This window comes from Culicoidibacter larvae (assembly GCF_005771635.1).
GTDB classification, from domain to species: domain Bacteria; phylum Bacillota_I; class Bacilli_A; order Culicoidibacterales; family Culicoidibacteraceae; genus Culicoidibacter; species Culicoidibacter larvae.
The window spans coordinates 351,948-365,809 of the sequence record NZ_VBWP01000001.1 but is presented as its reverse complement, the minus strand read 5'-3'; the positions used below and the strand labels follow the sequence as shown (position 1 = coordinate 365,809).

General features: G+C 40.9%; 16 protein-coding genes. 2 read left to right on the top strand and 14 right to left on the bottom strand.

Annotated elements, in window-relative coordinates:
* The first annotated feature begins 119 nt into the window (after positions 1 to 119).
* Complete coding sequence (locus FEZ08_RS01890) at positions 120 to 455, top strand: helix-turn-helix domain-containing protein (protein ID WP_138190003.1); 336 nt, start codon at positions 120 to 122, stop codon at positions 453 to 455.
* A 37-nt stretch (positions 456 to 492) separates the two neighbouring features.
* Here the strand turns inward: FEZ08_RS01890 and FEZ08_RS01885 are convergent, their stop codons facing one another.
* The 7 genes from FEZ08_RS01885 to FEZ08_RS01860 form a co-directional block, all read right to left on the bottom strand.
* Positions 493 to 1,305 carry an adhesive domain-containing protein gene (locus FEZ08_RS01885; protein WP_138190002.1) on the bottom strand — a complete coding sequence of 271 codons (813 nt, stop codon included), beginning with the start codon at positions 1,303 to 1,305 and terminating at the stop codon, positions 493 to 495.
* Between the two features lie 347 nt (positions 1,306 to 1,652).
* Positions 1,653 to 1,829, bottom strand: a complete 177-nt coding sequence (locus FEZ08_RS12165) for a hypothetical protein (protein WP_171014881.1) — start codon at positions 1,827 to 1,829, stop codon at positions 1,653 to 1,655.
* 26 nt (positions 1,830 to 1,855) lie between these two features.
* Positions 1,856 to 2,173, bottom strand: coding sequence for a hypothetical protein (locus FEZ08_RS01880; RefSeq protein WP_138190001.1), 318 nt, complete (start codon positions 2,171 to 2,173; stop codon positions 1,856 to 1,858).
* A 126-nt stretch (positions 2,174 to 2,299) separates the two neighbouring features.
* Positions 2,300 to 4,300: a methionine--tRNA ligase gene (gene metG, locus FEZ08_RS01875; RefSeq protein ID WP_138190000.1), complete on the bottom strand. Its 2,001-nt coding sequence runs from the start codon at positions 4,298 to 4,300 to the stop codon at positions 2,300 to 2,302.
* A gap of 121 nt (positions 4,301 to 4,421) precedes the next feature.
* Positions 4,422 to 4,979 (bottom strand): GNAT family N-acetyltransferase, encoded by a 558-nt coding sequence (locus FEZ08_RS01870; protein ID WP_138189999.1) that lies wholly within the window; start codon positions 4,977 to 4,979, stop codon positions 4,422 to 4,424.
* Between the two features lie 15 nt (positions 4,980 to 4,994).
* The gene (locus FEZ08_RS01865; RefSeq protein WP_138189998.1) at positions 4,995 to 5,546 is read right to left on the bottom strand and encodes a GNAT family N-acetyltransferase; all 552 of its coding nucleotides are present in this window, start codon (positions 5,544 to 5,546) and stop codon (positions 4,995 to 4,997) included.
* A 136-nt stretch (positions 5,547 to 5,682) separates the two neighbouring features.
* A complete protein-coding gene (locus FEZ08_RS01860) occupies positions 5,683 to 6,873 on the bottom strand; it encodes a hypothetical protein (protein ID WP_171014880.1) in 1,191 nt (396 codons plus the stop codon).
* A gap of 162 nt (positions 6,874 to 7,035) precedes the next feature.
* Here FEZ08_RS01860 and FEZ08_RS01855 point away from each other — a divergent pair, with 162 nt between their 5' ends.
* Positions 7,036 to 7,866: a tRNA 2-thiocytidine biosynthesis TtcA family protein gene (locus FEZ08_RS01855; RefSeq protein ID WP_138189996.1), complete on the top strand. Its 831-nt coding sequence runs from the start codon at positions 7,036 to 7,038 to the stop codon at positions 7,864 to 7,866.
* 39 nt (positions 7,867 to 7,905) lie between these two features.
* On the opposite strand, the gene FEZ08_RS01850 is transcribed toward FEZ08_RS01855, so the two are convergent.
* The 7 genes from FEZ08_RS01850 to hprK all read right to left on the bottom strand — a co-directional run bounded on the left by FEZ08_RS01850 (position 7,906) and on the right by hprK (position 13,812).
* The gene (locus tag FEZ08_RS01850) at positions 7,906 to 8,637 is read right to left on the bottom strand and encodes a M15 family metallopeptidase (protein ID WP_199287988.1); all 732 of its coding nucleotides are present in this window, start codon (positions 8,635 to 8,637) and stop codon (positions 7,906 to 7,908) included.
* A gap of 115 nt (positions 8,638 to 8,752) precedes the next feature.
* Positions 8,753 to 9,214, bottom strand: a complete 462-nt coding sequence (locus FEZ08_RS01845; RefSeq protein WP_138189994.1) for a hypothetical protein — start codon at positions 9,212 to 9,214, stop codon at positions 8,753 to 8,755.
* A gap of 134 nt (positions 9,215 to 9,348) precedes the next feature.
* Positions 9,349 to 10,281 (bottom strand): hypothetical protein, encoded by a 933-nt coding sequence (locus tag FEZ08_RS01840; protein WP_138189993.1) that lies wholly within the window; start codon positions 10,279 to 10,281, stop codon positions 9,349 to 9,351.
* 105 nt (positions 10,282 to 10,386) lie between these two features.
* On the bottom strand, positions 10,387 to 11,310 hold the full coding sequence (gene trxB, locus FEZ08_RS01835) for a thioredoxin-disulfide reductase (RefSeq protein ID WP_138189992.1): 924 nt from the start codon (positions 11,308 to 11,310) through the stop codon (positions 10,387 to 10,389).
* A 46-nt stretch (positions 11,311 to 11,356) separates the two neighbouring features.
* Entirely contained in the window at positions 11,357 to 11,989 is a 633-nt protein-coding gene (gene ppaX, locus FEZ08_RS01830) for a pyrophosphatase PpaX (RefSeq protein WP_138189991.1), read from the bottom strand.
* Positions 11,982 to 12,848, bottom strand: a complete 867-nt coding sequence (lgt, locus tag FEZ08_RS01825; RefSeq protein WP_138190133.1) for a prolipoprotein diacylglyceryl transferase — start codon at positions 12,846 to 12,848, stop codon at positions 11,982 to 11,984. Before lgt ends, ppaX begins: the two co-directional genes overlap by 8 nt.
* Positions 12,841 to 13,812, bottom strand: a complete 972-nt coding sequence (gene hprK / locus FEZ08_RS01820) for an HPr(Ser) kinase/phosphatase (protein WP_171014879.1) — start codon at positions 13,810 to 13,812, stop codon at positions 12,841 to 12,843. Before hprK ends, lgt begins: the two co-directional genes overlap by 8 nt.
* Positions 13,813 to 13,862 lie beyond the last annotated feature (50 nt).

The following is a 13,862-nucleotide window of genomic DNA, read 5'->3' as shown; positions in this document are numbered from 1 at the left end:
CCTCTACCAGCCACCTTTCAACAACCATAGGTTGTAATAATATTTTATCACGCTTTTAGAGAATAAGTCAATATAGGTTACAACCTTTTAGCGTAAAATAACCATAGGAGCGTGATAGCATGAACTTTGGAAAGCGACTTGCAAATCTACGAGAGAAAAATGATTGGTCCCAGGACAAAATCAGCAAGAAACTCAACATTAGTCAACAGTCATATTCAAAATATGAAACCAATCGCAACGAACCCGACATGAAAACGATCGTCAACATCAGCAAAATCTTCAACGTCAGCACTGACTACTTACTCGGTCTAACTAAATTCAAAGAACCGGTGAATGTTCTCGTGGAGAATCCCACCAATGCAGAGATAATTGATCACATCGACCAATTATCCGATGAAAATATTCAGAAAGCAATTGAGTATATTGAATTGTTGCTGAAGACTCAGGAAAAATAAAAAGATATAAGAGTTAGACTCTTATATCTTTTTATTATTATTCTGCCGGTATTGCATAAAATTCTTCGATTTCAGCTATTATATCTAAAATATGATGTTCCATCAATGTCAGAAAGTCTACTGTTTCTACAATATCACTTACCGTTTGGGCAAATAAGTCATAAACATCTTCTACCACAACCCATAAATCCATAACTGTTCTAGCTATAAAAGTTCCAACAACACCTTGTCCGGTAAGCTGAACAGCATGAATAGCATTGCTAATGTTAGCAAGTGCCGCTTCAACAAGCACCATGATGTTAGCAAATGCAGTCTCTTCAAATGTAACATTTACATTTACACCATCGGTTGACAACGTAATTGGTGAATTAATTAAAGCTGTTGGCATAGATTCCCAAAAATTTTGCACGTCTAAGGCTGCATATACTTCATCAAAATTGACATTAAATCCCAAAAGTTCACTTTCATTAAGAAACTCCATAATTTTGGATGCTGCATTATCAACTGTTCTAATCAAATTATTGATACCTAAATTCTGAAGTAATACTTGCGCCAGTTCATAGGTAATTTCAAGTTTAGCATCACCAATCAGAGCAGCTGCTGGAAGCAGTTCAGCAGGAATCGGAATCGAAATAGTTTTAGTACCAGTAAATATCGTTGTTGGTTTAGTCAGCGTTAATTCCGGAAAGATAGCATCAACTGATATTGTCTCAACATTCACCTTACTAACTGTTGGTGTAGCCATTGCACTTGCACCTTGTCCCAGCAGAGCCATTGAGCTCACCATGAGTAAACTAGCTAAGACCGCTGATAATAAACTTTTATTCCAAATTTTATTTACGTTTTTCATTATAAAACACTCCATTTTTTCAATATACGGACATTGGAAATGTGTCAGATATTTAAAATTGGAGATTTTTACAGTTCCTTTTGAATAAAATAACATTATTATTTCAAAACATATTATTTTCAATTTCCCAAAAATTAGTTATTGTATAGTGTAAATGTACACTATACTCAGCAAAAAAGCAATATTTTTCTACTCTTTTACAGTATTAGCATCAACTACTAACTCGCTCTAATCAAATTTAACGAGCTAGTGAAAATATCCAAAAAGCGATTAAATACATTTAGTTGTTGCTGAAGACTCAGGAGAAACAAAAAAACAGTGAGATAAATCTCACTGTTTTTTTACTTCTAAATATCATTTCGTTTCTTGGCCAAAACTAATTCTATAGCAATTCCGCCAACTAAACCAATAAGCAGAAGAATTACCGACCATGTTGATATTCCACCCAGCCAAGTAAAAATAACAAACATATAAATAGTATAGCCGACCAAGAACAAAATTCTTCTGAGCAGTCTCTTATTCATAATAAACCACCTCATCTATAAGATTCTTAAATTAGGCAACCAGATATAATAGCCCATGGTCCTGTCCACCAAGCTGAGCCACCGCTTATTACTAATGCTCCGATTGCACTATACGTTGCTATAACACATCTTGCTTGTTTTGGAGTTAAATAAATTGCCCCCGCTTTCGGTGGCCGGCCATTCGGCCCTTGCCCTCTATCCAGTACTGTCGGCGACTGATTAAGGATAATCTCAGTATGACTACCTTCATCAGAAAATGCATAAGTATGTAGCGGTTGGAAAAGTCCCGAGCCAAATACTGTTATCAAAGCTGTAACTGTCAATGTCGAAATGAGTTTCTTCATAATCTATCATCTTCTTAACATTATTTTACCGCTTTTATCACATTTTAAACCATAATATTATTACTGTAATGAAAATTTCACTTTAATAAAAAAAGAACACCCATATGGGTGTTCTTTTTAAGCTTCCTATAATATTCTAGATCCCAATGCCGCAACAGCTCCCGGATCCAAAAGACTCACGTCGTCGCCGCTCTCAGCAGTCAACAACATACCATTAGAATCCACGCCACGCAATTTCACTGGCGCCAAGTTGGTTACCGCAATAACTTTGCGTCCTGCAAGTTCGTCCGGATTGTAGTACTCAGCGATACCAGAAACAATTTGGCGTTCACCAAGCGGTCCGAAATCAACTTGGAACACCAGCAAGCGGTCCGCTTTCGGGTGTTTTTCAGCCTTCAGAATTTGACCAACATGCATGTGCACCTTATCAAAATCATCAATACCAATTTCTGGCGCCGCTTCACCAACTACCTCTTCGGTAACGTCCGTCACTTTAGTTTCTTCACTCATGCTAACTCCACCTTTCATTTTCATTTGAATATATTCCACTTCAACCGGCAAATCAAGCCGCTCAAACAATGATGCCCCTTTGTGCACAACGTTATCATCACACGCCGACAAATTATCAAGCTCACTCCAGGCAACAGTTCCATTTACCTGAATACCAATCTGTTCAAAAATCTTCTTCGGTGCTTCAGTTAAAAACGGTTGCAGCATAATCCCTACACGATATAAAACTTGGATGAGATGACTCATCACATTCGCCAGCTCATCTTTTTTAGCTTCGTCTTTAGCAAGAAGCCACGGAGTAGTCACATCAATATACTTATTGGCAGCGCCAATATATTTCCATAACTCAGTTAATGCCACCGAAAATTGTAAGTTATCCATCGCATCAGTAAACGCGGCAATCTGCGCATCAGCAATATTCATCAAGTCAGTATCAGCATCCGTCATATCTTCAGTATATCTTGGCACTACGCCGCCGAAATACTTTTCAACCATCGCGACACTCCGGCTTAATAAGTTTCCTAAATCATTCACCAAATCAAAATTGATTCGTTCAATAAAACTTTCCGGAGTAAAAATACCATCTGAACCAAACGGAATTTCACGCATTAGATAGTAACGCAACGGATCTAAACCATAACGTTCAACAATCATAAATGGATCAACAACATTCCCTTTTGACTTAGACATCTTACCGTCTTTCATCAACAGCCAACCATGCCCGAAAATCTTCTCCGGTAACGGCAAATCGAGCGCCATCAACATAATCGGCCAATAAATCGTATGGAACCGTACAATCTCTTTCCCAATCAACTGAACCTGTGCCGGCCAGAATTCTTGGAACAATGAATCGTCATCACTCATAAAACCAAGCGCAGTAATATAATTAGAAAGCGCATCAATCCAAACATAAATCACATGTTCCGGATCATTAGGCACCTGAACACCCCACTTGAATGACGTACGGGTTACCGACAAATCCTCAAGCCCAGGCTTGATAAAGTTATTAATCATCTCATTCATCCGCGACTCCGGCTGAATGAACTCAGGATGCGATTCATAATAAGCCAACAAACGATCAGCATACTTACTCATCTTGAAGAAATATGATTCTTCCTTTACCAGCTCCACCTCGTGACCACTCGGTGCCTTCCCGCCAATAACTTTACCGGCATCATCGCGATACACTTCAGCAAGTTGAGTTTCAGTAAAGAACTCCTCATCAGAAACTGAATACCAACCCTCATACTCACCCTTATAAATATCACCATTATCAACAAAATACTGAAAAATCTTCTGCACTAAAACCTTATGACGCTCCTCAGTTGTGCGGATAAAATCATCATATTCAATATCCATTAATTCCCAAAGCTGCTTAAAAATCTCAGTCTGGCCATCAACGAACGCTTGTGGTGTCATCCCTGCTTGAAGCGCACGCTCCTCAATCTTCTGACCATGCTCATCAGTACCAGTCAAAAAGCGCACATTGTATCCCTGCAACTTCTTATACCGCGCCATCGTATCCGCAGCTACCGTCGTATAGGCCGTCCCAATATGCGGATTGCCGCTCGGATAATAAATCGGCGTAGTAATATAAAAACTTTTCTTGTCATTCATTGCATGTCCGCTCCTCTGCTACAAAAAATATTCTGCCTCTATTGTAACAATTTTACTGCCCAAAGTCTATGGGAGGAAAAGAAAAAGCAACGGGTGACAAGCACCCGTTGCTTTCAACATTCTACCCAAAATAGTCTGTATCCAAAATCGAGTAATGCAACATATCACAAAACTCATCCTTGCAGAACTCCTGCCGCCGCATCAAAGCCTCGCGCTGCATCCCGATACGCTCCATCACAGCAAGCGATGCCTCATTGCGCACATCACAACGCGCACTTATCCGCACCAGATCTAGCACCTCAAATCCAAGTGCAAGCAAACACTTACACGCTTCTGTCACATAGCAATGCCCCTGAAACTCGGGATTCAGCAAATAACCTATCTCAGCACTGCGCGCCACCTCATCAAAAAAATGTAAATCAACAAAACCAATACACGCCCCTGTCGCTTTCAGCTCCACCGCGTACTTACCAAGCGGCGCACCAATATAGTAAGAAGCCAGGCGTCGCTCGGCGCCAGCCAGATCCCTATCAGCACTCCACGTCATATACCTCAGGAACTCAGCACTCTGGCTCATAGCAAACAACGCCGGCGCATCATCGAGGTGCGCCGGACGCAAATGCAAGCGTTCACTTTCAAGATAACGGTGCTCCGCAAGCACCTCATTATAACTACTCATACAACCACCCGCTCACTACTTCGCAGCAAAATACTCGTCTTTCAATATCGAATAATACTTCATATCCAAAAACATATCCTTATGGAACGAAGCCTTACGCAACGTTCCCTCATAAGTCATCCCGGCCCGAATCATCACTCGCTCAGACGGCGTATTCTGTGCCGCACACATGGCGAACATCCGCTCCAAACCAAGCTCTTTAAAACCAAGCGATAACAACAAATCAACCGCTTCACTCATATAGCCATGCCCTTGAAACTCAGGATTCAAAGCGTAACCAATCTCAGCTGACTTATTCTCTTCATCAACCCGAATATCAAGCGTCCCCATAAAGGCTCCGCTTGATTTCAATGCAAGTCCGTACTTGCCTAAAGGCGCTACTTCAAAATAATCAGCAATCCCCTTACGCGTCTGCTCTACACTCTCACTCACCAGTAAAGTAATAAACTTAACTACCTCCGGCTTACTGGTGTATGCAAACATAGCTTCAGCATCACTTACCTTAACCGGTCGCAACATAATCCGCTCTCCGTCAATCACTGCAAACTTTGCTAAAATCTCATTCATACAAATCACCTCTTTTAATATATTGTTCCAATTATAACAAACCCGATTGCCGTCCACAAGCATAATTTTTAGCGCAGTCGGCTACCAAAAATAAACGGAGATACTTCCAGCAACGCTGGAAGTATCTCCGCTATGATTATTTTCTTAAAAAAGCCCGAGAAATGCTTACGCTTATTTCAGTATCTTTTATATAATTTGTCAGATTCTTCTCTTGTTGAATGAACTTATCAATGTGCATATAATTATAAATCCCTGACAACATCACTCGCTGAGTAATATATTCATCAGCATCCCATGCCAAATTGACAAATGCAGTTAGCAATTGCTCTCCGTAATACTCGTACTTAATCGCGCTGTCCTCTTGAACATAAGAAGCGATGATCCGCCATTCTGCTTCACCGCGGTAAAATTTATCTTTAATTGTTCCCATATATGAAAGTAAGGTGTAAATTTTAAAGAGCGCTAATTGATTTTGTTCATCCGAACTCCGGTTTAAAAAGCGCGCCTCGAAATTATCTTTAAATGCCTCATAGCTCTCAAATGTTGACCGGGTTAAGACGAAGAGCACATCATTAATTAAGGTCTTAAGCGTTGAAATTGCGTTTCGATGTTCATCACCATCATACAAGATAGCTTTAGTCACCAAGTCGTCGCATTTTGCGCAATTACAATCAGGCGTACACTTAAAGGCTTTTAGTGCATCCATCCCCGTGCGATAACCCGGCAAGTTGCCTTTCTCGCCAAGATGAACATGTTCATTCTGCATATCAAAATCGCTTACCTTGGCATAATTTCGCACAATAATCCACTTATCAAGAAACTCCGTCAAAGCTGCATCGCTTAATGTATCAATATAATGTACTTTTTGTAAAAAATATTGCGGCAGCACCCACTCACTGGCATCAGCCAGCCGGCTATTTACTTTACTCTCCAGGAAATCAAAAGATAACTCAAAGTTCAGCCCGTAATCCTTAGCAAAATTATTCCATAACACTTGCTCATCCGGTAACTCCGAAAGCGACAGGATAAATACATTAAAACAATCATTGCTAATAATCATTTGTTCAAAATAATCAACCGTATCTAACCCCTGCTGCTTTGAAATTTCCGGATAAAAACGTTTACCGCTATAATATTGCTTAAATAAAACATCACCCTCAGACAACTCCTCAACAGCCCGACGAATTAATTTAAAGAATAATCTGATTTCATTATAATCATTCAAATGTTTATGTTCATGCAAGCGCAACGTCCCGCTGTCATAAATACTTTTAAAACTTGCCATATTAGTATAGTGATATAAATACTCCGGCTTCTTATTTTCCATTTCATCAACCTCCGCTACTTCTCCCATTACCTTCATTATATATTCTTTTTGAGAAAACCAAAAGTACATAATTAAAATTATGTACTCCACCTAGTCTTGCAACAGCCCTTTCCCTCAACCACAAATTCAAGTATAATAAAACATGAAAAAGGAGAGAAAACCATGTCAACACTCGCAACCCCTAACTGCCCGATAATCATTCCCGAAGTTGAACTTCAGGACTGCCAAACCATCGAGCGCAGCATCCATAAAACTTACCGCCGCCATCTCTGGGCGCCATTTATCCGCGCCATCAAGGAATTCAACCTCGTTGAAGACGGCGACCGCATCGCTGTCGCCATCTCCGGCGGCAAGGATAGCCTACTGCTGGCAAAATTGTTCCAAGCTTTGCAACGGACCAAGCTCTTTGACTTCGAGCTTGTCTTGATCGCTATGAACCCAGGTTTTCATCAAGAAAACCTGGTAGCACTCGAAGCTAACCTCAAACATCTTGAGATACCGGCAGAGATTTATGCTGATAACATCTTTGAACGCGCTGAGGCACGCAGTAAGGAATTCCCTTGCTACCAGTGCGCGCAGATGCGGCGTGGCAGTCTGTACGCCAAAGCGACGGAACATGGTTGCAACAAATTGGCCCTCGGACATCATTATGATGATGTCCTGGAAACAATTCTGCTCAACATCTTTTATGCCGGGAAGTTTGAATCGATGCTGCCAATTCTGCCGGCAAAAAATTTCGATGTGCAATTGATTCGACCGCTCTATTATGTTGAAGAAGCTGACATCATCCGCTATACCAAACAAAATGGTATTCAGGCGATGAATTGCGGCTGCACTGTGGCAGCCGGAAGAACGGCTTCTAAACGCAGCGAGATTAAGCAGCTCATCAAGCAACTTGATACGGTTGATCCGGCCATTAAAAATAACATTCTTTCAAGCACCCGCAATGTTAACCTCGAAAAAATTCTTGGTTGGCGTGCCGATGATAAATAAAACAAAAAGCGACAGAGCCGATTTGGCTCTGTCGCTTTTTTATATTCCTAAATATTCTTCCAAGGTGAGTCCGCTATTGTAAATGTCTGTGGCTTGACTGCCGATATACCGATAGTGCCATGATTCCGGCATATATCCGGTAATATGCTCTTTTCCTTGTGGATAGCGCATAATAAAACCATATTTATGTGCATTTTGCTCCAACCAAACAGCTTCACGGGTACCATCAAAAGTTGTCTCGGCCCAACGCGAACTATCCGGTCCGCCAATATCAAAAGCCAGTCCGGTTTGATGCTCGCTGCATCCCGGCTTAGCACTATAACGATCCGCGGCCGCCTGACCATCCGCCTGTACATAACGATTATAAATTCGCTCTTGAGTGGCATAATCACGATAAGTACTAAACGCGGTCAGCTCAATGCCCTGATTACGAGCATCCTCAGCCATACTTTCAAATGCACTGCGTGCCTCCCAGCTCTCACCGGGAGCATAATCTGAAGGTAAACAATACGTTTTACTGGCAACCAAAATGCCATCTTTGTAAAATACTCCCGACGCATTGGTTTCGCCACCATTATTATCCAACCCAAGTTCAGCAAACAACTCACTGAAATTTACATTGTTCTGTGTACTAACTTGATTGTTATCACTAGAGTTAGCAGCGGTTGCAGTCGCAACATTCTTATCTGTTTCCGGCTGATTTAAAAAGAAATATACCACACCGAAACCTAAACCGCCAAGAGCAATTACCAGTAATAAAATTATAGCCACTTTCCCCTTCACATTGCTCACCTCGTTATCATTCAAGTTTTAGCTGTTAAATTAAGGATACGCAAAAAATGTTTTCCTGTCAATAACTCCTATGAAAAAGCAAAAACCCCGACCTCTAGAAGGTCGGAGTTTTCTCATTTTCCAACAACGACTGCTCAACACTAGCAAGACTGACAATTATATTCATCAGCATCGTTGCAACCCCCAGAACCAGCAGCACCATACAAATTTCTATCCCGTAATCAAAAATCATAAAAAATATTATCACACAAGCAAACACAACCGCATTGTAAACCAATGTGATAATCGTGCTAACAATTCCGCCAACGCTTGATTCAGTTGACGCGCGTACCAATACAACAATGGCGTACACAGTATCAGCAATCAGCCAAATAAATAGAACAAATAAAACAAACGAAATAACTATTAATGCCAAGCCACCAACAATTATTTTTTCCAATCCCTTATCAGTATCAATCCATGTCCAACCAGTAAGTATCATTACAACCAGCCCCAGCAACATCGGTAAAGTTGCTAACCCAAGTGCCAACGTCATACCCTTTAACGTCTTTGTCATTTTAAAAACCCCTTTTCTTTGTAACTCAAGTATAGCGCTTTTTCTTTACTGGTAGAAGCGCACATTTTGCGGGTGCACCCGCAAAATGTGCAGAACCCTCTGCGAGCTTGACTCGCAGAGGGTTCCCGATTATCCTATTGAAATTCCCTGGAAATATTTCGTAGCAAATACTCACGCGGTACCATATGATGATTATAAAACGTTTCTAAAATATACGTGACGTCATCGATACTTAAAACTTCGTAGCCGAACAAATCCCGGCTAACGCCGCCATAACTGAAGGTCTGATGCTTCTTAGTAATTGGCTCTTTCCCAAGAATATAGTGATGAAAATCATTCTCATCAACATCACGAAATTCAACAATAAACTCATCGTCAGCACCGGCGCATTGCAGAAATCCAGCCTCATTCTCGAAAATAAAATAAGTTGCAATTGTCGTCTCGTTCAAAACATCAATATAGCTATCAAGGTTATTCCATGAAATATGTTCAATTTCTTCAAGCTTCTCGCCACGATGAATGTATAACTTAGGAAATCCTTGTGCCCAGATTTCCTCATAACAGGCAGTCAAATCGCCTTGCATCTGCTTTAAGCGCTCAACTAAAAGTGGTTCATCATACTGATAAATATCAACAATCATTAATTGCCGCTCAAAAGCACAATCAGCCAATGCTTTAATATCAGCACTCAAAGTACCGCTCACTTTTATCTGACCAAAAGCAGTAGCAATAAAAATCCGATCAGTTAAATCAAAAGCATACGGTGCATCATGCAAAATATCAACAATTCGTTCGCGCTCGAGTAAGTCCCATTCACTCTCATCTATCTCAAAATCCCATTTTACTGCTAAGTCCTCAAGGAAATCACGCAACGGCTCAGTATCGGCATACTTCTTTAGCCACTCTTCAAGCTCATATAAAGTATCGGCGCCATCATCATTGCCAAAAGGTGAATAATCATCCAAAATATCATAATAGAAATCATCACTGAAATACTTACGGAATAACGGATGGCATGATGCCCGAACCAGACCGGCTTCGGCATCATCAAAATAAAATTTTTGCACAAGAATCCTTCTTTCTAACGCTCATTTACTCCCTATTATATCACTTTTATGACGAAAAAAAAGATGAAAGTCGGGCCAACCCCGACTTTCATCTCAAACTTCATTTTATTCAGATTTTTGAATGTATGCTAATGCTTCTTGCGCCGCAATCGCACCATCATTCACGGCAGTTACAATCTGACGTAACACTTTCGAGTTCACGTCACCGGCACCGTAAATTCCCGGAACACTGGTTTCCATTTTGTCATTCACCAAAATGTATCCATGTTCATCAGTAATTCCTAGATGCGCAATCGGTGCAGTTACCGGATCAGCACCGATGTAAATAAACATCCCATCAGCCATAATCTCGTCTACGTCACCTGTTTTATTGTTGCGTACTAATACGCCGCCCATTTTATTTTCGCGTTCAAGCACTTCGATAACTTCGCTTTCCATATGGATTTCGATTTTATCGTTTGCCATAACTTTATCGACAGTAATTTTTTCAGCATTAAAGCTGTCCATAATTTGAATCAAGTACACTTTATTGACTAAGCTAGTTAAGTGTAGTGATTCTTCAAGCGCTGAGTTACCGCCACCAACAACGACAACATCACGATTACGGAAGAATGCACCATCACAAATCGCACAATAAGAAATTCCGCGGCCTTCCATTTTTTCACGTCCGGGAATATGCAATGTCCGTTCTTTAGTTCCGGTTGCATAAATTACTGTTTTAGCACGGAACTCTTTGCCGTTCGCTAACTTAACAACTTTAATATCGCCATCAAGATCAATGCGTTCAACATCGCCCATATCAAATTTCGCTCCGAAAGCTGTTGAATGTTTATACATTTCCATTGCTAACTGAGGTCCTTTTGCTTCAACAATCCCCGGCCAGTTACCAATTTCCATTGTTTTCAACATTTTTCCACCGGGAGCTCCCGCTTCAAGAATAAGCGTTTTTAGTTCTGCCCGGCTGGCATATACGGCTGCCGTCATCCCTGCAGGACCGGCACCAATAATTATTACATCATAAATTTCCATTTATTGTTCCACCTTTATACTTTAATTTTTCAAAACATCTGCTTTTTTATTTGCGAAGATTCAGCAATTCCTTCATATCATCAATAACATATGTCGGTTGCAGTGCGGCTATAAAGTCGCGCCCGCGCAAACTCCAGGCAACACCAACAGAATCAATGCCGGCATTTTTTGCGCCGTCAATATCGTGGCTGTTGTCACCTATCATTATAGCATAATTTGGTTCGTTATAAAATTGTAATGCTTTCAATAACGGTTCCGGCTCCGGCTTATGTTTTTCAACATCATCCGCACCAATTACAATATCAAAATATTGGTCGATGTTAAATAATTTCAAACCGCGCATAACCACATCGTTCTTTTTAGAGGAAACAACCGAGAGTTGTTTGCCGTCTTGCTTCAGTTGCTCCAAAGTCAACTCAACATTGGGAAAAATTTTCACCATTTCATCATGATGCTCTAAATTATATTTGCGGTAATCAATCACCATTTGTTCAGCATGTTCCGGATTCAAAGCACTAAAACTTTGGATCAGCGTTGGTCCGGTAAATTGGACTAAATCTTTACGATCATAGGTCCGCGCCGGGAAGTATTTTTTCAATACGTACTCAAATGAATTTAAAATCAATTCATTTGTATCCAACAATGTCCCATCAACATCAAATAAATAAGTATCATACATGTGCAGTTTCCTCCGCTTCGTTTGTTATTCCTAGATATGGCTTAGCCTCGCGATATGGCGTCATATACTTACGGGCGACTCGTCGCCAAATGACAATCCCGAGTGCTACTGCTATCAACAGTAATGATAACAATTGCGAAACTCTGAAAGTGTCGAAAATGTAGAGACTATCAGTACGCATTCCTTCAATAAAGAAACGACCAATCCCGTACCATATAAAGTAAAATGCTGTAATTTCGCCCAAAAGCAAACCTTTCCAGCGTCGTAAAATCAGAAAGATAATTAATACGCCAATAACGCTCCAAATACTTTCATATAAAAAGGTTGGGTGATGGTATGCGCCATTAATCAACATCCGGTCAATAATGAAATCCGGCAAAAATAATCCCTTCAAGAAATCATGTTGTGCTGCCAAATCAATACCCGGAACAATGCCGCCATAAGCCTCAATGTTTACAAAGTTACCCCAACGACCGACTGCTTGAGCCAACAATACCGATGGCATCGCTATATCAGTGAAAAGCCAGAAATTAACTTTCTTCACATAACAATACACTAGTCCGGCAATTCCACCGCCGATAATGCCGCCGTAAATTGCCAAACCACCATTCCAAATCGCAAAGACTTTCATCGGATCACTGGCAAATTGCTGCCATTCAAAAACGACATAATATATACGCGCTCCAATAATACCGGCAATAAAAATATATAAGAATAAATCCATAACCGTATCCAACGATACCTTAAATCTTTTGGCCTCGCGATACGCAAAGAACAACCCTATAATCGCCCCAACTACAATAATAATCGCATACCAGTGTATTTTAAATATGCCTAAATCCAATGCCGGATTACTCATTGTCAACACCTGTACCTTCCTCACCGATTTCGCTTTGCGAAATCGACTGACTCAAACGCTCAATAAATGCTTCCGCACTATTGATACCGAGCCGCCGCAACTTTTGATTCAGCGCCGCTGACTCGATTAAAGTTGCCGTGTTTCGTCCCGGACGAACCGGCAAGATAATGCGGTCCACCATCGTATTCAAAATCTGCATCTGCTGGGTCTGTAAACCAATTCGATCGTAATCAATCTGCTTCGTCCACTCAACCAACTGAATGACTAGTGATAAACTTTTCTTCTGCCGGAATGAACCCGCACCGTACATCGTCATAATATCAACAATGCCCAAGCCACGAATTTCCATCATCCGCTCTAAAACTCGCGGCGCCTTACCGATCAACATCCCCGGTTCAACTTCATATACAATAACCCGGTCGTCACTAATCAACTGATTGCCACGCGTTACCAACTCAAGCGCAGTCTCACTTTTCCCGATACTGCTCTCGCCGGTGATAATTACACCAATACCTTTAACATCAAGCATAACCCCATGCATATTAGTCTGCGGGGCAAAATACTCCCGTAAAATGCGTGACAAGTTAGCAATCAGCATCGTTGTAATTGACGCCGAAGAAAAAAGCGGAATCCCGCTCTCACGACAACGATCAATCATATATTGTGGTGCCTGACGCGAACGCGAAAGCACGATTGCCGGAATATCGGTATAGCTACATAACTTACTAATTCGCTCTTCAGCTACATGCGGCTCCAAAGAGTCAAGTAACTCCATTTCCTGATTTCCAATAACCTGTACCCGCGTACTATTAAAGTATTCAAAAATACCAGTCATCTCCAAAATAGGTCGTGAAACCGAATCATCATTAATAATCCGCTGATCATCAAAACCTTCATATAAGGCTGTAAGTCCCAAAGTAATTTGTAACTCACCAACAGTCATTCTCTCAATAGTATGTGACATCGACGACATCCTCTCTATTCTCGTAAAATTTGAAGCTTAAAAAAACTTCA

Coding starts and splice junctions, on each gene's coding strand:
- FEZ08_RS01885 (WP_138190002.1), bottom strand. CDS start 1,305: ATGAAAAACGTAAATAAAATTTGGAATAAAAGTTTATTATCAGCGGTC.
- ppaX (WP_138189991.1), bottom strand. CDS start 11,989: ATGTATGATACTTATTTATTTGATGTTGATGGGACATTGTTGGATACA.
- metG (WP_138190000.1), bottom strand. CDS start 4,300: ATGAATGACAAGAAAAGTTTTTATATTACTACGCCGATTTATTATCCG.
- lgt (WP_138190133.1), bottom strand. CDS start 12,848: ATGAGTAATCCGGCATTGGATTTAGGCATATTTAAAATACACTGGTAT.
- FEZ08_RS01860 (WP_171014880.1), bottom strand. CDS start 6,873: ATGGAAAATAAGAAGCCGGAGTATTTATATCACTATACTAATATGGCA.
- FEZ08_RS01855 (WP_138189996.1), top strand. CDS start 7,036: ATGTCAACACTCGCAACCCCTAACTGCCCGATAATCATTCCCGAAGTT.
- FEZ08_RS01880 (WP_138190001.1), bottom strand. CDS start 2,173: ATGAAGAAACTCATTTCGACATTGACAGTTACAGCTTTGATAACAGTA.
- FEZ08_RS12165 (WP_171014881.1), bottom strand. CDS start 1,829: ATGAATAAGAGACTGCTCAGAAGAATTTTGTTCTTGGTCGGCTATACT.
- FEZ08_RS01890 (WP_138190003.1), top strand. CDS start 120: ATGAACTTTGGAAAGCGACTTGCAAATCTACGAGAGAAAAATGATTGG.
- FEZ08_RS01865 (WP_138189998.1), bottom strand. CDS start 5,546: ATGAATGAGATTTTAGCAAAGTTTGCAGTGATTGACGGAGAGCGGATT.
- FEZ08_RS01845 (WP_138189994.1), bottom strand. CDS start 9,214: ATGACAAAGACGTTAAAGGGTATGACGTTGGCACTTGGGTTAGCAACT.
- trxB (WP_138189992.1), bottom strand. CDS start 11,310: ATGGAAATTTATGATGTAATAATTATTGGTGCCGGTCCTGCAGGGATG.
- FEZ08_RS01870 (WP_138189999.1), bottom strand. CDS start 4,979: ATGAGTAGTTATAATGAGGTGCTTGCGGAGCACCGTTATCTTGAAAGT.
- hprK (WP_171014879.1), bottom strand. CDS start 13,812: ATGTCACATACTATTGAGAGAATGACTGTTGGTGAGTTACAAATTACT.